General features: G+C 42.1%; 23 protein-coding genes, 1 pseudogene, 1 riboswitch and 1 other annotated feature. Of the genes and pseudogenes, 4 read left to right on the top strand and 20 right to left on the bottom strand.

What is annotated here, in order from left to right; all coding sequences use genetic code 11:
• Positions 1-27: 27 nt before the first annotated feature.
• The 6 genes from WKT01_RS13115 to WKT01_RS13090 all read right to left on the bottom strand — a co-directional run bounded on the left by WKT01_RS13115 (position 28) and on the right by WKT01_RS13090 (position 7,857).
• Entirely contained in the window at positions 28-864 is an 837-nt protein-coding gene (locus tag WKT01_RS13115; protein WP_340312661.1) for a carbohydrate ABC transporter permease, read from the bottom strand.
• Complete coding sequence (locus tag WKT01_RS13110) at positions 865-1,707, bottom strand: carbohydrate ABC transporter permease (protein WP_340312660.1); 843 nt, start codon at positions 1,705-1,707, stop codon at positions 865-867.
• A gap of 81 nt (positions 1,708-1,788) precedes the next feature.
• Positions 1,789-3,084, bottom strand: coding sequence for an ABC transporter substrate-binding protein (locus WKT01_RS13105; protein WP_340312659.1), 1,296 nt, complete (start codon positions 3,082-3,084; stop codon positions 1,789-1,791).
• Between the two features lie 117 nt (positions 3,085-3,201).
• The gene (locus tag WKT01_RS13100) at positions 3,202-4,497 is read right to left on the bottom strand and encodes an ABC transporter substrate-binding protein (protein WP_340312657.1); all 1,296 of its coding nucleotides are present in this window, start codon (positions 4,495-4,497) and stop codon (positions 3,202-3,204) included.
• Positions 4,484-6,268 (bottom strand): sensor histidine kinase, encoded by a 1,785-nt coding sequence (locus WKT01_RS13095; protein ID WP_340312656.1) that lies wholly within the window; start codon positions 6,266-6,268, stop codon positions 4,484-4,486. Before WKT01_RS13095 ends, WKT01_RS13100 begins: the two co-directional genes overlap by 14 nt.
• Positions 6,265-7,857 (bottom strand): response regulator, encoded by a 1,593-nt coding sequence (locus WKT01_RS13090; RefSeq protein ID WP_340312655.1) that lies wholly within the window; start codon positions 7,855-7,857, stop codon positions 6,265-6,267. Before WKT01_RS13090 ends, WKT01_RS13095 begins: the two co-directional genes overlap by 4 nt.
• A 333-nt stretch (positions 7,858-8,190) precedes the next feature.
• Here WKT01_RS13090 and WKT01_RS13085 point away from each other — a divergent pair, with 333 nt between their 5' ends.
• Positions 8,191-9,414 carry an argininosuccinate synthase gene (locus WKT01_RS13085; protein ID WP_340312654.1) on the top strand — a complete coding sequence of 408 codons (1,224 nt, stop codon included), beginning with the start codon at positions 8,191-8,193 and terminating at the stop codon, positions 9,412-9,414.
• Between the two features lie 113 nt (positions 9,415-9,527).
• Here the strand turns inward: WKT01_RS13085 and WKT01_RS13080 are convergent, their stop codons facing one another.
• The 3 genes from WKT01_RS13080 to WKT01_RS13070 form a co-directional block, all read right to left on the bottom strand.
• Complete coding sequence (locus WKT01_RS13080; protein WP_340312653.1) at positions 9,528-10,403, bottom strand: C39 family peptidase; 876 nt, start codon at positions 10,401-10,403, stop codon at positions 9,528-9,530.
• A 177-nt stretch (positions 10,404-10,580) separates the two neighbouring features.
• Positions 10,581-11,843, bottom strand: a complete 1,263-nt coding sequence (gene uraA / locus WKT01_RS13075; protein ID WP_340312652.1) for a uracil permease — start codon at positions 11,841-11,843, stop codon at positions 10,581-10,583.
• Between the two features lie 68 nt (positions 11,844-11,911).
• On the bottom strand, positions 11,912-12,877 hold the full coding sequence (locus WKT01_RS13070) for a dipeptidase (RefSeq protein ID WP_340312651.1): 966 nt from the start codon (positions 12,875-12,877) through the stop codon (positions 11,912-11,914).
• Positions 12,878-12,954: 77 nt separating this feature from the next.
• On the opposite strand from WKT01_RS13070, the gene WKT01_RS13065 reads away from it, so the two are divergent.
• The 3 genes from WKT01_RS13065 to WKT01_RS13055 all read left to right on the top strand — a co-directional run bounded on the left by WKT01_RS13065 (position 12,955) and on the right by WKT01_RS13055 (position 14,243).
• Complete coding sequence (locus WKT01_RS13065) at positions 12,955-13,656, top strand: gamma-glutamyl-gamma-aminobutyrate hydrolase family protein (protein WP_340312650.1); 702 nt, start codon at positions 12,955-12,957, stop codon at positions 13,654-13,656.
• 130 nt (positions 13,657-13,786) lie between these two features.
• On the top strand, positions 13,787-13,969 hold the full coding sequence (locus tag WKT01_RS13060) for a hypothetical protein (RefSeq protein WP_059068861.1): 183 nt from the start codon (positions 13,787-13,789) through the stop codon (positions 13,967-13,969).
• Positions 13,970-13,985: 16 nt separating this feature from the next.
• On the top strand, positions 13,986-14,243 hold the full coding sequence (locus WKT01_RS13055; RefSeq protein ID WP_059068859.1) for a spore coat protein: 258 nt from the start codon (positions 13,986-13,988) through the stop codon (positions 14,241-14,243).
• Between the two features lie 114 nt (positions 14,244-14,357).
• On the opposite strand, the gene WKT01_RS13050 is transcribed toward WKT01_RS13055, so the two are convergent.
• From WKT01_RS13050 to WKT01_RS13005, 11 genes and pseudogenes are all read right to left on the bottom strand, one after another.
• Complete coding sequence (locus tag WKT01_RS13050; protein WP_340312649.1) at positions 14,358-15,023, bottom strand: YoaK family protein; 666 nt, start codon at positions 15,021-15,023, stop codon at positions 14,358-14,360.
• A 36-nt stretch (positions 15,024-15,059) separates the two neighbouring features.
• Positions 15,060-15,839 carry a Cof-type HAD-IIB family hydrolase gene (locus WKT01_RS13045; protein WP_117974833.1) on the bottom strand — a complete coding sequence of 260 codons (780 nt, stop codon included), beginning with the start codon at positions 15,837-15,839 and terminating at the stop codon, positions 15,060-15,062.
• Between the two features lie 79 nt (positions 15,840-15,918).
• Positions 15,919-16,278 (bottom strand): YccF domain-containing protein, encoded by a 360-nt coding sequence (locus tag WKT01_RS13040; protein ID WP_340312648.1) that lies wholly within the window; start codon positions 16,276-16,278, stop codon positions 15,919-15,921.
• A gap of 310 nt (positions 16,279-16,588) precedes the next feature.
• Positions 16,589-16,687 (bottom strand): annotated as a pseudogene (locus tag WKT01_RS13770) (helix-turn-helix transcriptional regulator); the annotation flags it as partial.
• 401 nt (positions 16,688-17,088) lie between these two features.
• Positions 17,089-17,403 (bottom strand): hypothetical protein, encoded by a 315-nt coding sequence (locus WKT01_RS13035; protein ID WP_117974829.1) that lies wholly within the window; start codon positions 17,401-17,403, stop codon positions 17,089-17,091.
• A gap of 28 nt (positions 17,404-17,431) precedes the next feature.
• Entirely contained in the window at positions 17,432-17,812 is a 381-nt protein-coding gene (locus tag WKT01_RS13030; RefSeq protein ID WP_117974827.1) for a hypothetical protein, read from the bottom strand.
• Positions 17,813-17,976: 164 nt separating this feature from the next.
• Positions 17,977-18,495 carry a ClbS/DfsB family four-helix bundle protein gene (locus tag WKT01_RS13025; RefSeq protein WP_059068852.1) on the bottom strand — a complete coding sequence of 173 codons (519 nt, stop codon included), beginning with the start codon at positions 18,493-18,495 and terminating at the stop codon, positions 17,977-17,979.
• A 32-nt stretch (positions 18,496-18,527) separates the two neighbouring features.
• Positions 18,528-18,722, bottom strand: coding sequence for a hypothetical protein (locus WKT01_RS13020; protein WP_117974825.1), 195 nt, complete (start codon positions 18,720-18,722; stop codon positions 18,528-18,530).
• Between the two features lie 157 nt (positions 18,723-18,879).
• A complete protein-coding gene (locus WKT01_RS13015; protein WP_117974823.1) occupies positions 18,880-19,227 on the bottom strand; it encodes a helix-turn-helix domain-containing protein in 348 nt (115 codons plus the stop codon).
• Between the two features lie 130 nt (positions 19,228-19,357).
• On the bottom strand, positions 19,358-21,790 hold the full coding sequence (gene leuS, locus WKT01_RS13010) for a leucine--tRNA ligase (protein WP_117974820.1): 2,433 nt from the start codon (positions 21,788-21,790) through the stop codon (positions 19,358-19,360).
• A 92-nt stretch (positions 21,791-21,882) separates the two neighbouring features.
• Positions 21,883-22,141, bottom strand: a binding site (T-box leader).
• A 99-nt stretch (positions 22,142-22,240) separates the two neighbouring features.
• Positions 22,241-23,650 carry an alanine/glycine:cation symporter family protein gene (locus WKT01_RS13005; RefSeq protein ID WP_059070369.1) on the bottom strand — a complete coding sequence of 470 codons (1,410 nt, stop codon included), beginning with the start codon at positions 23,648-23,650 and terminating at the stop codon, positions 22,241-22,243.
• A 2-nt stretch (positions 23,651-23,652) separates the two neighbouring features.
• Positions 23,653-23,750: riboswitch (glycine riboswitch) on the bottom strand.
• Positions 23,751-23,829 lie beyond the last annotated feature (79 nt).

Genomic DNA, 23,829 nt, shown 5'->3' with positions numbered 1-23,829 from the left:
CGTCGACAGTGAATGTCTCAGACAAGATCATCCTTTCACAGCTCCTGCCGCAACTCCTTTGATAATATGCTTCTGACAGGACAGGTAGAATATAATAACCGGGATAACTGCAAGAATCAACGCAGCCATAACGGCTCCCATGTCCACTCTTCCATAACTTCCTTTCATATACTGAATTGCAATGGAAATGGTCTTATATTTATTCAGATCCAATACCAGATATGGAAGAAGGAAGTCGTTCCATATCCACATGGTTTCCAATATTCCCACAGAAATATAAGTCGGCTTCATGATCGGAAGTACCACAGAAAAGAACGTCCGAAGTGGATTACATCCATCAATCATTGCCGCCTCTTCAATTTCCAACGGAATGGACTTTACAAATCCGCAGAACATAAATACCGCAAGCCCGGCTCCAAATCCCAGATAGATAATGATAATTCCCCATGGTGTATTCAATCCGGTACGGTCGGCAACCAGTGACAGGGTAAACATAACCATCTGAAACGGCACTACCATAGAAAATACGCAAAGCAGATACAGGCTCTTTGTAAAACCGGATTTTACACGAGTAATATACCATGCGCACATAGAGGTACAGATAAGGATGACCAGCACAGAACCCACTGTGATAAAAACCGTCCAGATGACCGCTTCCACCAGATCGTATTTCTCAATGGCCGTCAGATAATTTTCAATCCCGTTCAACGTCTTAGAATCCGGCAATGTAAACGGCTGCTTATTGATATACACTTTTTTCTTAAATGAGTTCATCAGCACGATCAGGATCGGCGCGATATAAATCAGACCTAATATCGTAAATACGCCGGTTCCAATGGCGCTTAATCTCTTTTTTTTCTTCATTTACTGCTGCACCTCCTTGGAACGGGTTGCCCGTAACTGTATGAGTCCGATCCCTACCACGAGGATAAAGAACAATACTGCTTTCGCCTGACCGACACCTTCCCAGCCGGTTCTTCCGTAAAATGTATTGAAAATATTCAATGCCATCATTTCAGACATCTTTGCCGGCTCACCTGCTGTCAGCGATAAGTTCTGGTCAAAGAGTTTAAATCCATTTGTAATAGACAAGAACATACAGATCGTAATGGATGGCATCATCATTGGAATGGTCACTTTAAATAATCTCTGAAGCCCGGAGGCGCCGTCGATCTGCGCCGCTTCCATGACATCTCCCGGGATCGACTGCAAACCGGCAATGTAAATGATCATCATATAGCCGATCTGCTGCCAGCTTACTAAGATGATCATCCCCCAAAATCCATACCATTCATTTAACATCAGCGCTGTACCGAACTTCGATAAGATCCCATTGAAAATCAACTGCCAGATATATCCAAGTACAATACCACCAATCAGGTTCGGCATAAAGAAAATCGTACGGAATACATTCGTTCCACGCATCTTTTGTGTCAGCGCCATTGCCAGTGCAAATGCGATAATATTGATCACTGCCAACGAAACAACGGCAAACAATGCCGTATACCAGAATGAATGCCGAAAAACAGTGTCCTGAAGTGCATCTACATAATTCGATAATCCGACAAATTTTGCGTCTGTTACCGTTGTAAATTTACAGAATGACAAACCAATTCCCATTATAAACGGAACAATAAATCCTAAAATAAATGCACACAGAGTCGGCAACACAAATATCGGCATATAACGTTTTATGGCTTTCTCCATAAAATTGCCCCTCCTTCTTTAAAAAACGGCGGGTACACTTTCGCTTCCCGCCGTATCACATTTTTCACAATTTCGTTGCTTCTATTTTGCTGCTTCGATTTCTGTCTTCCATCCATCTACAAATGCACTTACAACTGCATCCCAGTTTGCATCTGTCTGATCTGCTGCATACGCTGTCAAAGCAGAGCCAACGCCGTTCTTCCATTCCTCGGAAGGCATTGTAGAGAATACCCATGTTACAGGAGTTTTTCCTTCGTCTAAATATTTGTTTGCTTCATTTACAAGAACATTCTCAGACTCCAGATTAGAACCGAACGGAATTACAAATCCCATATCTTTGCACATAACCTCTACGCCTGTTTCAGAAGTTACACACCAGTCCATGAAGTCCAGTGTTGCCTGAATATCTTCTTCGGAGGCTTTTGCATTCACGCACCAGTAATTCTCTGTACCTGTGCAAACGCCTTGTTCTTCTTCGCCTTCTACGCCGATGTAGATCGGAAGGATCCCAAGATTCTCTTCTCCGACGTCTGCAATATTGTTATATTCCCAAGTACCATTCTGATAGAATACTGCCTCTTCAGTTACAAAATCTGCTGTTGCATCATCTGCTGTCTTTGTAGAGATCTCAGTTGGTTTGCATGTTGCATTGTTAATATACAGATCCCATACCTGACGGTAGTTGTCCAGATATGTACCTTTGATCGCGTCTGTCTGATCGATCCCGTCTGCCTTATATTCATAGTAGATCGGAAGATTTGCAAGATGTGTCTTAAATCTCCAATCAGAAGAAGAATCCATACCGGAAGAAGTAAATGCAGAAAATCCAAGTTCGTCTTTTCTTGCTGTGATATCTTCTACTACTTTCTTAAAGCTTGCAAAATCTGTAATATCCTCTGCTGAGTATCCGGCTTTTTCCAATAATGCTTTGTTATAAATGATACCGTAATTCTCAATTACATAGGCGATCCCTGCCATCTTATCGCCATCCATCAATGCGAAACTGTCATCTGTCAGTTCTCCTGCAATATCAGAACCTGACAAGTCATAGCAATAATCTTTCCAGCTTGCAAGTCCTACTGGTCCATTCACCTGGAACAACGTAGGCGCATCCGATTTTGCCATTTCAGACTTCAATGTCTTTTCATATTCACCGGAAGCTGCTGTTAAAACCGTCACCGGAACTCCCGTCTCATCTGTATAGGCCTCTGCCAGTTCCTGCCACTGCTCATCTGCTTCTGGTTTAAAATTCAGATAATACACCTCACCTTTTGCCTCAGCTTTTCCATCTGTGTCTTTAGAGCTTCCGCATCCGGCTGCCATACCTGCTATCATAGTTGCTGCCAGCAAAACGGAAATCACTTTGCGCTTTTTCATAATTCTCCACTCACCTTTCCGGAAATACTGTATTTCCTTTGTTCTGTAACCATCATACCAGTGTTTTGCAAAAAACTATATCAAAATAAAAACCTAAAATGCAAAAAAATAAACTCCTTACTGTTCTTTTAAAAACCGCTCAATACTCTCGTCTTCCAATCTGGCAAACTCTTCCACGCTGATTTTTCCTTTTACAAGATTCGGCAGCGCCTCTCCCAATATTTCTTCCTGCAAAATAGAATTCCACTTCACCTGATAATTCGGTACGAACTGTGGCTGTCCTTCATACGCTGCCAGATAATCCTGCTCTGCCGGAAGAAGTGTACTTCTGTCTCCGGAAAAGAGCTTTTCCTTTTCTTCCATATTCATCCGGGTCCGAAACTTAAAAAACTCCACCGCTCCTTCTTTGACCTCCGCCTCGCAATCCTCAACCAATGCCCAGCCAAAGGTCTCCGGAGAAGAAATCAACTTATTCCCCGGAAATGCCGAAAACCTCGTTTTTTTCTCCCATCCTTCCGGAATCTGGTCGATCATCCAATATCCGTTTGGAATCATAGCCGCCTTACCGGAAAAGAAATTCGTATAAGCCGTATCAAAATCTGTATACATTGCATCCGCAGTTGTATATTGAAATAAACGTTCCAATGTCTCTGCCATTTGATACCCTTCTGCATTCTGATAACTTTCCGGATACAATTCTTTCATAAACGCCGCGCCATTTTCTGTATCCGCCAGTTCCGCCGTTGCAAGCAGCATAGGAGCCCAGGCCGTTCCTTCTGTATGAAGTGCAAGCGGCGTGATTCCATGGGCTTGCAAAATATCGCAGCACTCCCAGAAATCTTCCCATGTCTTTGGAAATGTTTTAATTCCCGCCTGTGAAAATAATTCCTCGTTCCAAAACACTCCGGAACAGGAAAATGCCGCTGTACTAAGCGGAGCCAGATACATCTCGCCGTCCGGCTCACTGCAGGATTCCAAAACAACCGGTTCTATCATGGATTTCCACTCTGCATCCTGATCAATGTATTGAGAAAGTTCTTCCAGACGTCCGTCTTCAATCATTTTCTTATAGAAGGACGGCAGTATCCGTATATCTGTTACGACCGCCGGAAGTGTATCCGTCACATTCTGCCGTTTCAGATTCTGCCGATAGTCTTCCTCCGTTTCCATACTCCACTCTACAGCAATCTCCCATCTGCCGTCATATTCTTCATTAAATGCCTCGATCAGCGCTTCCTCACTTTTTTTCCCGGTAGACGGATTCACGGTGAGGATCATTGGAATTTTTACTTCCTTTTCCTTCGTTTCTTTAATGACTTCCTGCTGTTCACATCCGAGCAGACAGACGGCGGACAAGCAGCTTATGAATAAAACGGCCATTATAGTTTTCTTATGATTTCTATACTTCCCCATTCTCTTTTCTGCCTCCTCCCGGTATCTGGATCCTGCCTGTCGTTCCATTTTCATCGATTTCGTAATAATAACGCACCCCTTCTCCATATTTCAGCCGCAGACGGGTCATAATATTTACAACGCCATAGCCCCGTTCCCTGTCCGGAAAGCATTCCCGAAATGATGCAAAAGGAAGATGATTCAATGCATTGATCTTCTCGCACATTGCCGCGTCCATCGGTGTTCCGTTATTGTAAACACTCAAACAGAGCATCTCTTCTCTGTTCTCCACCTCGATCTGAATCACTCCGCCTTCAAAAATATCACAAAATCCATATTTGATCGCATTTTCTACAAGTGGCTGCAAAATCAATTTCAAAACCCAAGTCTCTGCCGCATCCACCTTACAGTCGATCGTATAAGTAAATAAATCTGCATTACGGATCTGCTGGATCTCCATATAGCTTTTCACATTTTCCAGCTCATCTTCCACCGTCACGATCTCACTTCCTTTACTCAGAGAAAGCCGCAGGTATTTTGATAAAGCCTGTATCATCTTCATCGTTGTCTCTTCCTTATTGATCCGCGCCAACATATAGATCGTGTCCAGTGTATTATACAGAAAATGTGGATTGATCTGGCTGATCAGCATATTTAGTTCACTTGTCCGCAGTTCTTTTTCCTGTGTTTTAATCTCCTCCAAAAGCAATTCAATATTTCTCAGCATTTTATTATAAGAATGTCCGATCTGATCTAATTCTGTATTGGTATGCAGTTCTGCGATCCGCTGAAAATCATTGCCATCAAATCCTGTCATTGCCTTATCGATCGTCTTAATGGGCTTTGTAAAACGCTCCGAAAAATACAAACTCAAAAAGACTGCCACGGCCGCCACGACAAAATAGATTCCCGCAAGCACCAGGATCATCTGTGTCAAATCGGCATTCAATACATGTTCGGGAACAAAAGAAAAGACCGTCAGTCCGCTTTCTCCCTGTCGGTATGCGGATAAAATACCGCCATTTTTCTGCACGCCCTTCAGCAGCATTCCCTCGCTTTTCTGCTGTCCGATCTGCTGCAGTATCTCCCCTTTTTTCGGATCTGCCTGTAATTCTTCCTCTTTATTCGCAAAACACAAAGCGCCCTCGGAATCCACGATCCCAATCGTTGCAGTCTCTGTCAGTTTTTCATCCATTTCCGTGATGTCCGCCAGAAAATCCGGACGCATTTTGAAAAACAGCATCCCCGGTTCATGTGCATATTCCATACTTCTTACATATCTTCCTATAAATAAAGCTTCCTGCTCTGTTCCAAACAATGTATCCTGCGTCCAGAACCATTTTGTTTTGCTGTAATCATCTCCTAAAAATTTCTCAAATCCACTGTTCTTTACATCTTCATAAGTAACCTTGGAATAAGAACGGCCATATACATTTCCTTTATTATCTACATAACAGTAATCCGCAACCTGATCCAGATCAATATACGCAAAATATTTTCCCAGCGCGATGACTTTCATATCTTCTAAACCGCTTGACTGCAGACTCTTCTGCACATCTTCATACAAAATACACTCCGCTGTGATCTCATCACTTTTCTGATATAGATTGTCCAGTGCGATCCCCATTCGCTCTGTCATAAATTCATACTTGCCGCTGATATTTTTGGTCACACTTGTGCGGACATAGACCCAGATCCCAATACAGGATAATGTAAGCGCAAGTACGAGCAGCGCCAACGTATATTTCAGATATTTTCCTCTGATACCGGATATCTCATGTTTTCTTTTCATGTCTCAAATTCCTTTTTATATTCACTTGGGAGTTTTCCTGTATACTGCTTAAACAAATGAGAAAAATATGACGGATTGTTAATCCCTACCTGACTGCAGATCTCTCCAATACTCTCCTCGCCTCTTTCCAATAAACGCTTTGCCTTCTCCATGCGCTGTTTTAACAGATATTTCTTAAATGTCATCTGAAATGTATTTTTAAACACCCGTCCAAAATATACCGGATTCAAATACACATGGGATGCCACCGATACGATCGACAATTCTTCATCGTCAAGATGTTCCTCTATATAGGCTACCGCAACGGACATATATTCTTTAAAATATTTCATTTCTTCATTCTGTATATTTTCTGTACGGCTCATAATGACGCTGCACAGGATCTTATAGCAGACATCCACTGTTTTTGCCGCATTCAGATTCGGAATATTGGAATAATAATTCTGAAACTGTTCCTTCAGATTTCCTTCCATTCCATGGCTGTCATTTAACATCAGTTCCACACGCAGCATCACCCTGTGCATATACTGGCACTGTAGTTCTTCCTCCCCCGGAAGTCCATATATAAACTGGATAAACGCCTCTTTCAGCTCTTGCAGATCATTCCTGCGCACCGCATTTACGATCAATAGTTCTACGTCCAATGAAGAGGTTCCGCCTGTCTTTTCCTCGATTTCCTCCGGAATCGTAAACGCGCTCGCCCCTGACGCGCTTGCCAGACTAAATAACTTTTGCGCTTCCTCGCAGCTTCTTTTGATTCCGCTGATTCCTTTATAAGGTTTTGAAATAGAAGCAACAACCGGGCTTTTTTCCTCTTTCTTCGCTTTCTCCAAGATGGTTTTCAACTCCCGGACAGTCGCATTCTCGGTTGTTTTCACGATAAAGATACAATTTCCGTCTTCTCCTTCAAATCTCCAGTAAGCATACCGCTGCCCGATGATCTCTTCCAAATTTTTCAGCACAGCAAACCGGGACGCTTCATAATCCAGAGAGTTCGTAATCTTATAAGTCAGATCGATATCTACGCAGACTGTTATAAAACGATCATTTACATCTAACACATTTCCGATCGTATCAAACACCTCCTGAACCTTCTCCTCCGGTATCCGGTTCTGCACATATTTTTGCACGACCATCTGCAGAAAACTGGTGGCATCTTTCATCAAAAGTTTCTCCCAGCTTTCATATCGTTCTTCATGTTCCAGCTGCTCCATGCAGGTCTCATAAGCGCCCCGCATCGTTTCCTGCAGTTTCTCATCCTCCACCGGTTTCAGCAAATACGCATACGCCCCCAGCTCACATGCCTGCTGTGCATATTCGAAATCCCGATAGGCGCTCAATACGATAAACAGACAATCCACTCCTGCCTTATGAGTCTGTTCCATTACCATCAGCCCGGTGATCTGCTTCATACGGATATCTGTCAGTACCACATGCGGCTGAACTTCCTGGATCAGATCAATTGCCTGCTCCCCGCTCTGCGCCGTCCCGACCACCTCAAATCCCATGGACTTCCAGTCATATGTATTCAACAATCCCTGCAATAAAATTGCTTCATCATCTACAAGCACCAGTTTTAACAGTCTCATTTTCCTTCATTCTCCCCAGTCCGGATCTATGTATGCCTCTACGATCGCCATGATTCATCTTTTATTGTATCAAATACAAAGATTTTCAGCAAATTTGATTTTTAAGTATTTTTATACATTATTTCATGCATAATATTCATATCTTTTTCTCATCGCCTCCACATACACTCCCATACATTCTTCATAACCATCGCATAATACCAGAAATTTTTTTCCAGATTCGCAAAAAATATTTTTTCAGATACAGCAAATTCACTATTGCATAATTATTAAATTTGGTGTATAGTATGTGTTAGCTTATCAAGGAAAAGATATATTTAGGAGGCAAATAAAATGAGTAAAGAAAAAGTTGTTTTAGCATATTCCGGCGGTCTTGACACAACTGCTATCATTCCGTGGCTGAAGGAGAATTTTGATTATGACGTTATCTGCTGCTGTATTGACTGCGGTCAGGGAGAGGAACTGGACGGCCTGGAAGAAAGAGCGAAATTATCAGGAGCATCTAAATTATATATTGAAAATATCATCGACGAATTCTGTGACGACTATATCATGCCTTGCGTCAAGGCCGGCGCAGTATATGAGAATAAATATCTGCTCGGCACCTCTATGGCACGTCCTGTCATTGCCAAAAGACTCGTCGAGATCGCAAGAAAAGAAGGCGCTGTCGCTATCTGCCACGGCGCGACCGGCAAGGGAAATGACCAGATCCGTTTTGAACTTGGGATCAAAGCGCTGGCTCCCGACATCAAGATCATCGCTCCTTGGCGCATGACAGATATATGGACAATGCAGTCCCGTGAGGAAGAGATCGAATACTGCAAAGAGCACGGAATCGACCTTCCATTCGACGCAAAACACAGTTACAGCCGTGACCGCAACCTGTGGCATATCAGCCATGAAGGACTGGAACTGGAAGATCCTGCAAACGAGCCTAATTATGACGACCTTCTCGTGCTCGGCGTCACACCTGAAAAAGCGCCGGAAGAAGGCGAATATGTAACTATGACATTTGAGGCAGGCGTTCCGAAGACTCTGAACGGCAAAGAAATGAAAGTTTCTGATATCATCACAGAACTAAACGCACTCGGAGGCAAACACGGGATCGGCATTATTGATATTGTAGAAAACCGTGTCGTAGGCATGAAATCCCGCGGCGTTTATGAGACACCCGGCGGAACCATCCTGATGGCAGCTCACGAGCAGCTGGAAGAGCTGGTGCTTGACCGCGCTACATATGAAGTAAAGAAAGATCTAGGAAACAAGTTTGCCCAGATCGTATATGAAGGAAAATGGTTTACTCCGCTGCGCGAGGCGATCCAGGCTTTTATCGATGTGACACAGCAGTATGTGACAGGCGAGGTAAAATTCAAACTGTATAAAGGCAATATCATCAAGGCAGGCGAGACATCTCCTTATTCTCTGTACAGCGAGTCACTGGCAAGCTTTACGACCGGAGAACTCTATGATCATCACGATGCAGAAGGATTTATCAATCTATTCGGACTGCCTCTGAAAGTACGTGCCATGAAAATGCAGGAAGTAAACGACAAATAGAACTTTCTCACACAAAAAGCAAAGGAACCGATACCCGTATTTTTGTATCGGTTCCTTTTTGTATATACAGAAAGAATTCCATCCCGCAAAGAAAGCATTTTGTAATAAAAAATTCACAGCACCGTAAACGCCCACAGATTGTTGATCTGATATTTTATTTCGTCATATTCCCATGCTCTGTCGCTGCGCCTTTCGCTGTTGGAATCATGGATCTTGATTTTTCCGTCCTCCATGCCCGTAAGTACGATAAAATGTCCCGTCGTTGTAAAATCTCCCGGACGCATACTGCATATGATCGGACATCCGCTCTCCAGTGCGGATAAGACCGACGCCTCATCTGCTCCGATTTCTTCGCCTGCAACACCAAACGCCCTGCTGCCTTCCGTCATAAGCAGCCAGCTGGTTCCGCTTTCTCCCGCATAATACCCGTTGTCCTGCGCATATTGCGCCACTGTATAGGGCGTGGTGCTGCTATCTCCCGTCAGTCCGGCCGCCACCATGGCAAGAGCGGTAGGACCGCATCCGCTCACTGCCAAAAATGTATCCCCGTATTTTGTATATCCCCATCGCTCATCCCATTGCAAAAACAAGGGAATCTCTCCTTTTACAACACCTTCTGCGGCCGACGCCGGCTCTCTGTCTTTCTTCTCCGGATACCGCAATACAAACTCCACTGCCTCGTCATTACCGGCAAGCATTTCTAAAAGTTCTTCCGGATACCGATCGGCATGGCTTAGTATCGTCTCAGCTCTCTCATCTGTCTTCGCCATCTCACGTAGTTTTTCCAATGTATCCTGATTTTTTATTCCATGATCCCCGCCGATGAAAGAAGAAGTCTCTACGGAAATCTCACGCAGCCAGCCGTCATAAATTGTATGTTTCACCAGAATACTACTCACAAACAAAAGAATACCCGCAAGAAACAGTTTCTGTATCCTCTTCCTTCTGCATTTTCTTCTCTTTCTTCTGTAATATGTCCTTCTGTCCATTCACTGCCAGCCTCCTTTTGTCTGATTATATTCCCCCTTTTTTATATTTTTTATAACCTTAACTTAAGAATTTATGAAGATTCCCCTTCTATAATCCCCGTCTTCCTTAAACAGAAAAAGGAGAGAAAAATGACTGACACCAACCATCTTTCTCTCCTTTTTCTTTATTCTTTTTCTTTATTCTTCTTCTCTATCGTTTGTCAATTTTAATTTATCCAAAACAAAGAACATAAGTCCCATTAGCATACCTACCACACAGGCGAGCACCATACCCGTCAGCTGAATACTTCCAAACTGCACTTTGATACCTGATAATCCGGTTACAAATATAACAGAGGTCATCGCCATATTGCGAGATCTTGCATAATCCACCTGCGATTCTACTAATATACGGATACCGGACGTTCCAATCATTCCATAGAGAAGGAAAGAAATACCTCCGATCACCGGACCTGGGATTGTATTGATCAGCGTTGTCATTTTACCGATAAAAGAGCAGATAATCGATAAAACCGCCGCACCGCCTATCACATATACGCTGTATACTTTTGTCATCGCCATAACACCGATATTTTCCCCGTAAGTCGTCGTCGGAACTGATCCGATAAAGCCGGAGATCATGGTAGAAAAGTTATCCGCAAACAGGGAGCGATGCAGTCCCGGATCCTTCAGCAGATCTCTGCCTACAACCTTGCTTGTCACGATCTGGTGTCCGATGTGTTCAGATGCAATTACCAGAAGGACAGGCAGTATGATCACAATCGCCTCCCATTTGAATTTTGGAAGAGAGAAGTTCGGCACCGCGAATACCGACGCTGCCGCCACCTCGCTGAAATCTACGATCCCGCATAAGATCGCCGCCGCATATCCTACAATGATCGCGATTAAAATCGGTATGACCGCAAAAAACTTTCGGAATAATACAGAACCCAATATGGCTGTCAATAATGTAGCAAGAAAGACAATGACATTTTTCATATCAATACTGCTTTCTGTCAATCCGGCATTTGAAGCCGCTGTTCCTGCCAGTTCCAGACCGATCAGGGCAACCACAGGTCCCATGGCCGCCGGAGGCAGCACCACATCGATCCATGCCGAACCGAATTTATAGATCAGCAAAGCAAGTACACATCCACAGAAACCAACTGCTACAAAACCTCCCAATGCATACTCATATCCCCACTTTTCGATCACGATCCCCGCAGGCGCCAAAAAAGCAAAGCTGGAACCCAGATAGGCTGGCGCTTTGCCTTTTGTGACAAAAATAAAGAGCAGTGTTCCGATTCCATTCATAAACAATACCACTGCCGGATTAATGCCAAATACGAATGGAACGAGAACAGATGCCCCGAACATTGCAAACATATGCTGAATACTCAAAGGTACGAGCATGTTAAACGGTACCTTTTCCTCCACCTGGATGATTCTTTTGTTTTCCACTACTTAAGTCCTCCTCTTCTCTCGATAGCACCTCAAAATTTTATCTTTTCTATTCTATCACACTCTCCTTATGATTTCCAGACATCTCTTAAGATTCTTTGTACATTTTTATACCATATCTTATCCAGCTGCCTTTCTGTAAAACCCGTGTATTTCAGTGCTTCCCATATTCTTCCCATGTCTTGAATGCCTGCGATTTCTTCCGGCAGAGCCTGCGTTTCAAATCCATCGAAATCCGTTCCGAACGCAACGGCATCTTCTCCCGCGCACCGCAGCATATGCCGGGCATGCGCCGCAATATCCGAAATACTTGCCTTTTTCTTTTCTGTCAGAAAAGCAGAATAAAAATTCACTCCTGCCACTCCTCCTTTTTCTCCGATGGCTTTGAGCATACGGTCTGATAAGTTTCTCGGATGCGGGCACAGCGCACGTGCATTAGAATGGGATGCTACCACCGGAACAGGACTATTCTGCACACAGTCCCAGAATCCGCCGTCAGATATATGCGATACGTCGATCAGCACTCCGAGCTGATTCATTCTCTCTATCACAAGATGCCCAAATGGTTTCAGTCCGTTTTCCATGACCTTCTTATCTCGGCTGTTTGGATATCCTATACAATTCTCATAATTCCACGTAAGCGTCAAAAGGCGTACACCTTTTTTATACAATGTATCTATTCTCTCTATCCTGTCGTTTAATATTCCGCCTTCTTCCACTGTGATGATACCGGAAATGCAGTGTTTCTTTTTATTTTCTTCTAATTCTTTCTCCTGAAAAATACAGCCAAAATCTTCTCCCTCCTCCTGCCTGATCCGTTCGATCAGAGACAGTACTTCTTTATATGCCAGCTCCCATCTGTCCGTTTTGGTTTCGAATTTTCCTATATTTACAAAACATGCCAAAAACTGTGCCTGACTGTCTGCCTTTTTTAATTTTTCTATATCCACGCACAAATGGTTATGCGCAAACGATGCATCGCTTTGTTTATAAAGTTCGCTGATCGTATCACAATGCATATCTATCAATTTCATGTATAAATCTCTCCTTTCTTACATATCCTATCATACAATTATGATGTTAAACAGAAAAATATGTTTCAGGAGGATGTATGGAACCTAAAATCGGCATTGTTATCTGCGGCTTGCAAAACAGCCGGCAATTTGTCTCAAACGCTTATATCCAGTCCGTCAGATATTCAAAAGGACTCCCTGTTGTGCTTCCCCTTGTCCGTTCAGATCATCTTCTGGAAGAATATATCGCCCTGTGCGACGGTTTTCTCTTCTGCGGAGGGGAGGACATCACGCCCCTTCTGTTCGGACAAGAGCCTAAGGATGGGATCGGACGGACGGATATTACTCTGGATCTGTTTCAGATACGTCTTATGAAAAAAATCTTAAAAACCACAAAACCTGTTTTTTCCATCTGCCGTGGCATGCAGATCTTTAACGTAGCCTGTGGAGGAACGATCTGTCAGGATACTATGCTGCAATCCGGAAATATATTAAACCACATGCAACATTCGGATACAAAAAGCGACGTCAGCCACCGCATCACCACCCGACGAGGAAGTCATCTAAAACACTGCATCGGCTCCTGTCTCTATGTAAACAGCTTCCACCATCAGGTCATTGAAACTATAGGGCAGGGACTTACCGCGTGCGCGCACGCTTCAGACAAAACTGTAGAAGCATTGGAACTTTCCGAACATCCTTTTGCGCTCGGCGTCCAGTGGCACCCGGAATGTATGTACCGTACTTCTTCAGAAATGCGGGAACTTTTCAGTGAATTTATTTTTCATTGTGCTTCTTAAAATTTCCCTCATATATCTGACAAAGATAGGACATACTAATTTACGAAAAGTCACAGACTTTGCCGCAGGCAGGAGCAGGCGAACTTGCGACCTGACAGCCGCCTGTGGGAATAAAAAAAGGAGGTTGCTTATGTCTGAGATTTCTATTCTTGATCTGCAGAATCTCCGCCACCTCATCGGCGGATATACGACGACACATTGCAAGATGACAGAATACGCGCAAGATGCGCAAGATCCAGAGGCAAAAAAACTTTTCCAGGATGCCGCGGATTCTGCCATGAAAAACAAGCAGGAACTGATGAAATTTTTATAAGAGGAGCGCAGGAGATATGGATGAAAAAACAATGATCTCCGACGCATTAGTCGGAGTAAACGGTGAATTAAAAATGTTTGGAGACATGATTCCCCAGACAGAAAACAAAGAATTAAAACAATGTTTAAAACAGATCCGCAATGAATGTGAAATGTCACAAGAAAAACTATACCAGTTTGCCCGGGAAAAAAGCTATTATGTCCCCGCCGCAAAGGCTACCCAACAAGAGATTGAACATGTAAAATCTATCCTGACACAGCCGGCAATGCGGTAAACAGACCTTTAACAAAGAAAAATGCTCCGCAGAATTCTCTGTCTGCGGCGGATTGCTTCAGCAACATGATACCTTTTGCCGCAGTGCGATCCTTGCAGGGCATTTTTCTTTTATTTACCTTCTATCCTGCAGCAACATAAGCAGAGATGCCAGCAAAAGCAATACGCAGCACAGCCAGATACTCTTTATTCCTATCATTCCTGCCGCTATCGTACCCGCTGCGGCACCTGCGATAAAAAGAAAGATCACACCCCAATAGTGGACTGCGCTTTTTCCTGCCTGCCGATCTCCTTCCATCAAAAATACATACAACTTTTCTGTTCCCGACCGCAGGTTCCCCGTGCACATCGTAGAGGCATATGGAACCTCTCGTACCTTTCTGAACGCATTCACCTGCAAAGAACAGATAAAAGAAATCATTACATTGATGATTCCATCCGGCATTTCTGCCGGAAGAAAGCCTATGACAAATAAAAGTCCTGCCTCAAAGAGCAGAATACAATGCTCAAACTGTAAAAAACCGTTTTTCTTTAGACGTTCTCTTAACAGATTCGTCACAAAAACGCCAACTGCAAACGCTGCAATCGGAATCAGATAGTATCCAGCCTTCCCCCATTGTCTTTCTGCCATATTGACCGCAAGCAGCACAATATTTCCCGTCTGTGCATTCGCAAACACACCGCCTCGCAGAAGATAGGTATATGCATCCAGAAATCCCCCCACCAAAGCTAACAACGCTGCTATTTTAAATGTCTCATGGGACGGAATTTTTTGCTTCATAGCCTTTCCTCCTTTAGCCATACACATATGCCGCACTCATATTACTCCATACTCTTCCAAAGCTTTTTTGATTCCCTCTTTATCTACCCTGTCCGTCACATAATCTGCTGCTTCTTTTACCTTATCATTAGCATTCCCCATTGCTACGCCAATCTGTGCATAGAGCAGCATATCTATATCATTCTCTCCATCGCCAAAAGCCATGATCTCCTTTGGGGAGATACTGTAATGTTTCAGAAACGCCTCTATCCCTTTTCGCTTTCCGGCTTCTTCTGCAATAATGTCGTATGCAGCATCATTCCATTGTGTTGCACGGCAAAAGCGCAGTTCCTTTTCAATCTCTCTCATCTGTGGTTCTTCTACATACATACAACACTGATATATTTTGCCGCCATGATACTCCGCCACTTCCGGTACAGGACTTAATATCTCTTTTTGCCGCCTTCGCAAAAGATCATTGACAAAATTCACATAGATTCTGTCCTTCTCTACCATAGACACAGGTATTTCCCGCCGTTTAAATATCTCCAGTATCGTATCTGCCCCCTCTTTGCAGATTGGTTCGTCATAAATCGTATTTCCTTCCCCATCCAAACATAACTGTCCATTCAGGACCACATAGCCGTCAAATTCCAGATCACGAACCGGCAGAGCCTCAAGCTCTATCGTATGCCGCCCTGTGGCAACAACTACTTTGATTCCCCGCTTTTTCAACAGACGAAGAGCTTCCTTTGTACTTTCAGGCACACCCCCGTCTTTGTGGGAGATCAATGTCCCGTCCACGTCGAAAAATACTGCTTTTATGTTTATTTCCATCCATCCGCTCCTTCTTCTCCCGTTCTGCTTTTCTGTTTTTGCCCATGGCTTATAGCACAATTGCATATCGTCTCTGTCGTCACCGTATTTCTGCTCCAAAGGGCATCAGAGCCAATTTAGCCAGTTTAAACTGCTGCATTCCGAACGGAATCCCGATCACTGTTATACAAAGTATAATGCCCAGCACTGCATGTTCTATCGCTAAAAGCAACCCCGACACAAGCAGCCATATTATATTCAAAAGCAACGAACCGGCTCCGCCGCCATACACAACTTCCTTTCCAAAAGGGAAAAAACTCAGTGAAGCAAGCTTAAAACACTGCACGCCTACCGGTATCCCTATGATCGTAACGCACCATATGCATCCCGCCAGGCACCAGCTTAAGCCACTGATGAATCCGCCAAACAAAAACCACAATACATTACCTAAACAACCCATTTACATTCCCTTCTTTTCTATCCTGCCTCTGTAAAATGTTACGCATTTATTCTATCACAGTTACAGTGCAAAATCATCCGCAAAAACAAACAATATTCTGGCTGCTTTCCCTTTTTTTAAAACACTTCCTCTTTTGTCTATATACATTCCGGCAAAGACAAACCTATATCGTATCGGCTTTGCCTTGTTCCTTGATCTCACTACATTTCTCTCAGCTTTTTAGAAATCAGCAGGTGTATCCGACTTTGTATCTTCTCTGATCTCCTCTTGAACCATTTTCACAACGACAAACTGTCTGTCTTGAAACCTATAATTTGTCTGCAAGTTGTTGCTGGGTGAGCTTTTTTTCTTCTCTGAATTTTTTGATGTTATCACTTAATGCCATACACAATACCTCTCTTTCACTCATATCATATAATGATAGAACTTAAAATAGAGGAACTTTCAATATCGTTTCATCAAAATACGCTCATATATTCCGTAAAGCTTGCTTCTGCTCCGGTATCCTTAACCGTACTTCAATCATCTTTCATAATAATTTAATTCTTCTAAGTTCTTTATATTTTCTTTAACCCATTGGTTTCCTGCAACTATTTTATTTATTTTCAATGATACATTCATTTCATTTGTTACAATATTCATAGTATTTTCAAGTAAAAGACCTTTTTTTCATTTTAACAAGCATAATCGGGTTTGCTATGTCAAAAGGAAGAATTTTCACTAATCCTAATATAGCGAAAAGGATTGTTATTATAAATAAAAGGATTTTTGTGATTTTCATACAATCACACTCCGTTGTAAAATTCCTATTTATCTTTTTCTAAAGGGTAATGCGATTAAATTTCCCAATAATGCAATAAGTGCATATCCAACTACGTAAAACCATGCAGTTGGGTTATAAAATATAAAAATAGATGGGGCAAACATCATTGCTACAACCAAACTATACCAGAGGTTAAAACCATTCCTATTTCCATAAAGAATAGAAGTTATTAAACACATTAGAGGAATAATCACTAACATAACAACCATTGCACTTCCTGTATCCCTTATAAACCAAGGAATAACATAAAAATCTATCAGCAACAGTAAATAGAAAACTATGTTGTTTTTTAATTTATCCATCCTATCACCATCCTAACAAATTTCTAATTTATCCATCTATACTTGCATAATAAAAATCTGTAAATAATCCTCCAAATTCAACAGAAATAATATGAATATCATCTAAAGTTTGCTCACAATATACAATCATACTCTTGTCTAAATCTATTTGTGGTTTACCTAATGATTTTTGAATAACATCAATATCTGATATACCAAACATTTCATTTATTTCTGGCAATAGAAAATTAACAATATCCGGTAATTTAGATTCATATGCGTTGGATAGTTCTTCTGCAAGTCGTTCATAATTATCTTCTGCTTTTTCACATACAAATTTAATCCCCTTTAATTCAGCATGGAATTCGTCATATTTATCATCGTGTATAAACACTGGCTGTTTCCTTTTAAACTTATTAAACAATCCCATAATAAAGTCTCCTTCTTTAAATAGTAATTTATAATTTCAAATCATTCAAAGATTGTTTTAACTTTTAAATCAAGATCTTTTGCTTTAATATAATTTTCTTTAACATTTAATTCAGATTCCAAAAACAACATTACTATTTTATTTTCACTCGGTTTGCATAATATTTACAATGCTGCCTTTTTCCATTTTCTGATCTTGGTTCTAAAAGTTCCGAAAGGAGCAACAGTATTAATGTGAATAAACTTGTAAACTTCCCATACCGCTGTTTTTGTAGCATCATCAGCCCACTTTCTCATATGTGGTTGAAATAATTCTTCATCACTCATTGAATCAATCATTGTATGGATAGATATAATATTTTCTTTTAGTCTATCTTTCAATTCTGCTAACGATAAATATGAGTAAGTATCTGTAAACCATTGATATAATTCACCTAGTTGATTCCACTTAAACATATCCGATGGTGTTTTCACTTCAATCCCTTGTTTCTCATCGTCTTCCCATTTCAAAACTAATGTCGTCCATCCAACTTGATAAGCAAGATTTTCTGCTGGTGTTCTATCTACTTCGATTATTCTCTTATCTTTTAAAGATTCAGGAATATTATCAAATTCAGAAATATACTTTTCAAAACTTTTATTTATCTCATTTTTTAATTCTTCTTTGTCCTTGTATGTTCTCAAAATATCTACCCCACAAATTCAGCTTTTATCTATTATTTTTTTATTCTTCCATTTTCTAATAAAATAATGGTAACACTTGCAGCAACAAATGCAAAAATGCAAATTATCGTTCCGCTTATTTGGATAGAATTATTGATAATGCCTGTAAAACCATTTATAACCGCTAAAACAATTCCACATAAACAAATAGTCAATATTACTTTAGATATCATTCTATAATTTTTCATTTTTCTTACCTCAAAAACCGGGATTTGTAGTTCATCAATCCCAATATAATATTATCATATGGTTAATCTTCTTATAGTCAGTTAATTCAATGATTTGCGGACTCTGCTCTTCTTGTGTTATAAGCCAAATATTACCATTTTCAGCAATTAGCGTTTTCTATATGTGAGTACAATCCCAAGTCAAATATTCGCTATTCATAGCCGCGAAAGCAATAAATACTACTACAATAATTGCACACACTAAAATAAGCAGGTAACGAATTGTCCGAATTTTCACCTCACTTCTTTCCTGTTCCGTTTCTCCGAGCAACACACTTACAGATGTATCCAATTCTTCTGCCAACAAGACAAGCATACTTGAATCAGGAACCGGTAATCCTTTTTCCCATTTAGATACCGTTTGTCTTACTACATTTAGCTTGATAGCCAGTTCCTCTTGCGAAAGTCCTTTTGCTTTTCGTAAGTTTCTAATTTTTTCAATTAAACTGTAATTGTTATTTCTCATAATATCATACTCTGTAATTATTTACATCTTTATAATCACAAAAAAATAACGCAGACAATATCTCTATCATCTGCGTCATTCCTCTAATGATTTCCAAGCACTCTATTCTGTTGTGAAATTTTCTCCCAAATTATTTCTGCACAATATTCACGATCTTCTTCGGGACATAGATTTCTTTTATGATATTTCCGGTCAGTTTATCTGCGATTGCTTCTTTTCCTGCCGCAATAGCTTCTTCTTTTGTCGCTTCTGCAGAAATACTGATGACTGCTTTTGTCTTTCCGTTGATCTGCACCGGAATTTCGATTTCATCGTCTTTCATCGCATCTTCGTCATAGGTCGGCCATCCTGCTCTAAAAACGGTTGTATCGTGTCCTAACCGTTCCCACATTTCCTCTGCAAAATGAGGCGCAAATGGAGACAAAAGCACTGCGATCGTCTCCAGTGTTTCCTTATCAATACCACCTGCTTTTTTAGCAATATCAATAAACTTGTTATTGTATTCCATAAATCCGGAGATCACTGTATTCAGGCTGAAACTTTCCAAACGACTCGTAATATCAGCGACCATTTTATGGCGCTGTTTTATCATTTCTTTTGTTGCTTCTGTCGGATTCTCCAAGCTGTCTAACAACAGATTCCAAAGACGTTTTAAGAAACGGTTTACTCCGTCGATTCCTCTGTCATCCCATTCTGCGTCCAGCTCCGGCGGACCTACAAACAGCTCATACATACGCAGAGAATCACATCCATAATCATTTACCAGATCATCCGGGGAAACGACATTGCCCTTTGACTTACTCATCTTAATCCCGTTTTTCCCGGTTATCATTCCCTGGTTAAACAGCTTCTGGAACGGTTCATCAAAATCGATCGCACCGATATCGCATAAAAATTTCGTATAAAATCTGGAGTACAGAAGATGCAGCACCGCATGCTCTACTCCTCCGATATACATATCTACGGGAAGCATTTCATCTGCTTTTTCTCTGGAAACCAGTTCCTTATCATTATGGTTGTCTACATAGCGCAAAAAATACCAGGAGGAACCAGCCCACTGCGGCATTGTATTCGTCTCTCTTTTTGCAGGTTTGCCGCATACCGGACATGTACAGTTGACCCATTCTTCAATTCCAGCAAGCGGAGATTCCCCTGTTCCTGTCGGTTCATAGGATTCTACATCCGGCAGACGAAGAGGCAGCTCTTCCTCCGGTACCGGCACTGTACCACAGTCCGGACAGTGGATGATCGGGATTGGTTCTCCCCAATAGCGCTGGCGGGAAAATACCCAGTCACGCAGCTTATAATTGACAGTGGCCTTACCGAGCCCTCTTTCTTCTATGATATGAGGCGCTTCTTTTTTCAGGACTGCCGACTCCATTCCGTTCCATTCCCCAGAATTGATCATCGTACCTGCCGCCTCTGTATAGGCTTCTGTCATATTCTCGATTTCTTTTCCATCCTTTGCAATGACCTGGATGATCGGAATATCAAATTTTTTCGCAAATTCAAAATCACGGTCATCATGTGCAGGCACACACATGATCGCGCCTGTACCATAATCTGCAAGCACATAGTCAGAAAGCCAGATAGGTGTCTTCGCACCATTTAACGGATTGATCGCATAACTTCCTGTAAACACACCCGTCTTCTCTTTGTCCTGCATACGATCTACATTGGATTTCATAGAAGCGTCATAAATATATTTTTCTACTGCTTCCTTTGTCTCAGGTGTAGCAAGAGATGCTGCCAATTCATGTTCCGGCGCCAGTACCATGAACGTAGCTCCGTACAGTGTATCCGGTCTGGTTGTATATACAGTAATTTTCTCATCCCTTCCCTCTACTGGGAAATCTACTTCTGCGCCGTAAGATTTGCCTATCCAGTCTGCCTGCATCTTCTTTACTTTCTCCGGCCAGTCCAGTTTATCCAAATCATTGAGAAGACGTTCTGCGTATGCAGTGATCTTCAGCATCCACTGACGTAGGTTCTTCTTTGTCACCTCTGCGCCGCAACGCTCACATTTCCCATTGACAACTTCTTCATTTGCCAGACCCGTCTTACAGGACGGACACCAGTTAATGGGGAACTCTTTCTCATAAGCAAGTCCTTCCTTGAACATCTTCACAAAGATCCACTGTGTCCATTTATAGAATTCCGGATCTGTTGTGTTTACTTCCATATCCCAGTCATAGAGCGCTGCGATCTCATTGATCTGTCTCTTGATATTCTTTACATTTTCCGCTGTGGAAATCGCCGGATGTACGCCCATCTTGATCGCATAATTTTCTGCCGGCAGGCCAAACGCATCCCATCCCATAGGATGTACGATATAGTATCCCTGCTGCAATTTATAGCGGCTCCATACGTCGGAGATCACATATCCTCTCCAATGCCCTACATGCAGTCCGTTTCCTGAGGGATACGGAAACATATCCAGACAGTAGTATTTCTGCTTCTTATTTCCGTTCTCATCCACTTTGGGATTCACCGGATTTTCCTGCCATCTTTCACGCCATTTTTTCTCAACAGCTTTGTGATTATAGACAATTTTCTGTGCCATATGTCTTTACCTCCCATTTTCTTCTTTTCCAGAGCTTGTCTGCGTCCATTTAGGAATTTGGGGAAATCCATTATAAAAAGCCTTTTCCCCTCTTAAGAGACGAAAAGGCTTCTTTTCCGTGGTACCACTCTTATTCATTTATCGTTTCTAAAAAGGATAAATGCACTCATTTCTTCTATAACGGGAAGCCCCGCTTTCACCTATTTTCCTGCAAGCTGTTAACACAACCCACATACACTTTCAGTAAAAGGACTCTGAGGCGAGTTGGGAACGTCTGTCTGCTGCCTCTCACCAGCCGGCAGTTCTCTGATAGTACAAAACGCTCTTAATACTCCTCTTCCTTGTCTTTACGATATTCTTATTCATTATACGTAGTATATTAAAATAAGTCAAGTACATTTCCCAGATGATTTTTCAAAACAATTCACTAAATCATCTTCCTATCTGCTTTTATTTTGCCTTTGTTCTCGCAAAATATTCTTTTGACTCTTTCACAACAACACCGCTCAACGCAAGAAGCGCGATCAAGTTAGGAAATGCCATCAGCGCATTGAATATATCTGCAATATTCCACACTGCCGCCACAGTCATATAAGGTCCGATAAACACAGCGATAATATATAACCAGCGATATGTTTTTACCGCTTTTTTATTCCGGTTAAACATATATTCAATACAGCGTTCTCCATAATAATTCCATCCCAAAATCGTCGTAAACGCAAAGAACACGAGACACAACATCAGGCAGAAAGAAGATACCGCCGGCGGAAACGGCAGTCCTTTCTCAAATGCCGCCATCGTAATCGCCACACCTTCCAGCTTCGGATCCGTCCATGTACCTGCGATCACAATAGAGATTCCTGTCATTGTACAAATAATAATCGTATCAATAAAAGTCCCTGTCATAGAAACCAATCCCTGCCTTGCAGGTTCTTTCGTCATTGCCGCTGCCGCTGCGATCGGAGCGCTTCCAAGCCCTGATTCATTGGAAAAGATACCTCTGGCTATCCCTTTTTGCATAGCCACGATCATGCTTCCCATCGCACCTCCCGCAAGAGCGCTGCCTGTAAAAGCAGATTTCACGATCGATACAACTGCTGCCGGGACGAGCGTGATATTCGTAATGATGATCATCAAGGCAAGCACAATGTAAAGAACTGCCATAAAAGGAACAACTACTTCCGAAACCTTAGCGATCCTCCTGATTCCTCCGATCACGACCAGTCCTACACATACTGTAAGAAAGATACAGCTGATCACCGTTGCAAGGGAATATTCCTTTCCGAACAATGTAACCGCATACATAGTCTGCGGATCAAAAAAATCTTTTACAGCAGAAGCGATACTGTTTACTTGCGTAAATGTACCGATACCGAACAAACCTACGCCTGCGCCAAAAAAAGCAAAGATCATCGCAAGCCATTTCCATTTTTTCCCCATACCATTCTCGATATAGTAAAATGGACCGCCCAGCACGTGCCCTTCTGCATCAATCGTACGATATTTGATCGCCAAGAGCCCTTCTGCATATTTTGTCGCCATTCCAAAAAATGCCGCTACTACCATCCAGAACAGGGCTCCCGGACCGCCAGCTGCAATCGCAGTTGCCACTCCCGTGATGTTCCCTGTCCCGATCGTCGCAGACAAAGCGGTACAAAGCGCTCCAAAACTGGTTACTTCTCCATGTCCGCCTTCTTCATTTTTCACCATGAATTTCAGGGCCTTTCCAAGATGTCTGATCTGTAATAACCCCAATCGAACTGTAAGATAGAATCCTGTTGACAGGATCAGAATGATCAATGGCAATCCCCATATTCTTGCATCGATCCAAGTGATAATTGCATCAATTTGTGCTAACATTCCTTTACTCCTCCATCCTTTTGCCTGAGAGATTAACAGTCTGTGCAGACTGCGTACACCTTCGGCGCTCTTTTTCAAGAGACTCTCCTGAGTTTATTCTTTTGTGCTTTAACACACCAGAGTAAAGGATACCACTCATCTAGCCAGATTGCAAGCTTTTTTTCTATAAATAGTCAGCC

This window comes from Mediterraneibacter sp. ICN-202921 (assembly GCF_037890075.1).
Classification (GTDB): Bacteria; Bacillota; Clostridia; order Lachnospirales; family Lachnospiraceae; genus Mediterraneibacter; species Mediterraneibacter massiliensis.
The sequence above is the reverse complement of the archived record's forward strand: the minus strand, read 5'-3'. Positions and strand labels throughout refer to the sequence as shown.

Excerpts from the sequence above, each read along its gene's own strand:
- WKT01_RS13110 (WP_340312660.1), bottom strand. The coding sequence starts at position 1,707 with ATGGAGAAAGCCATAAAACGTTATATGCCGATATTTGTGTTGCCGACT.
- leuS (WP_117974820.1), bottom strand. The coding sequence starts at position 21,790 with ATGGCACAGAAAATTGTCTATAATCACAAAGCTGTTGAGAAAAAATGG.
- WKT01_RS13105 (WP_340312659.1), bottom strand. The coding sequence starts at position 3,084 with ATGAAAAAGCGCAAAGTGATTTCCGTTTTGCTGGCAGCAACTATGATA.
- WKT01_RS13055 (WP_059068859.1), top strand. The coding sequence starts at position 13,986 with ATGGATGAAAAAACAATGATCTCCGACGCATTAGTCGGAGTAAACGGT.
- WKT01_RS13115 (WP_340312661.1), bottom strand. The coding sequence starts at position 864 with ATGAAGAAAAAAAAGAGATTAAGCGCCATTGGAACCGGCGTATTTACG.
- WKT01_RS13060 (WP_059068861.1), top strand. The coding sequence starts at position 13,787 with ATGTCTGAGATTTCTATTCTTGATCTGCAGAATCTCCGCCACCTCATC.
- WKT01_RS13050 (WP_340312649.1), bottom strand. The coding sequence starts at position 15,023 with ATGAAGCAAAAAATTCCGTCCCATGAGACATTTAAAATAGCAGCGTTG.
- WKT01_RS13040 (WP_340312648.1), bottom strand. The coding sequence starts at position 16,278 with ATGGGTTGTTTAGGTAATGTATTGTGGTTTTTGTTTGGCGGATTCATC.
- WKT01_RS13030 (WP_117974827.1), bottom strand. The coding sequence starts at position 17,812 with ATGGGATTGTTTAATAAGTTTAAAAGGAAACAGCCAGTGTTTATACAC.
- WKT01_RS13015 (WP_117974823.1), bottom strand. The coding sequence starts at position 19,227 with ATGAGAAATAACAATTACAGTTTAATTGAAAAAATTAGAAACTTACGA.
- WKT01_RS13085 (WP_340312654.1), top strand. The coding sequence starts at position 8,191 with ATGAGTAAAGAAAAAGTTGTTTTAGCATATTCCGGCGGTCTTGACACA.
- WKT01_RS13035 (WP_117974829.1), bottom strand. The coding sequence starts at position 17,403 with ATGGATAAATTAAAAAACAACATAGTTTTCTATTTACTGTTGCTGATA.
- WKT01_RS13005 (WP_059070369.1), bottom strand. The coding sequence starts at position 23,650 with ATGTTAGCACAAATTGATGCAATTATCACTTGGATCGATGCAAGAATA.
- WKT01_RS13045 (WP_117974833.1), bottom strand. The coding sequence starts at position 15,839 with ATGGAAATAAACATAAAAGCAGTATTTTTCGACGTGGACGGGACATTG.
- WKT01_RS13065 (WP_340312650.1), top strand. The coding sequence starts at position 12,955 with ATGGAACCTAAAATCGGCATTGTTATCTGCGGCTTGCAAAACAGCCGG.
- WKT01_RS13095 (WP_340312656.1), bottom strand. The coding sequence starts at position 6,268 with ATGAAAAGAAAACATGAGATATCCGGTATCAGAGGAAAATATCTGAAA.
- WKT01_RS13020 (WP_117974825.1), bottom strand. The coding sequence starts at position 18,722 with ATGAAAAATTATAGAATGATATCTAAAGTAATATTGACTATTTGTTTA.
- WKT01_RS13100 (WP_340312657.1), bottom strand. The coding sequence starts at position 4,497 with ATGGGGAAGTATAGAAATCATAAGAAAACTATAATGGCCGTTTTATTC.
- WKT01_RS13090 (WP_340312655.1), bottom strand. The coding sequence starts at position 7,857 with ATGAGACTGTTAAAACTGGTGCTTGTAGATGATGAAGCAATTTTATTG.
- WKT01_RS13070 (WP_340312651.1), bottom strand. The coding sequence starts at position 12,877 with ATGAAATTGATAGATATGCATTGTGATACGATCAGCGAACTTTATAAA.
- WKT01_RS13080 (WP_340312653.1), bottom strand. The coding sequence starts at position 10,403 with ATGGACAGAAGGACATATTACAGAAGAAAGAGAAGAAAATGCAGAAGG.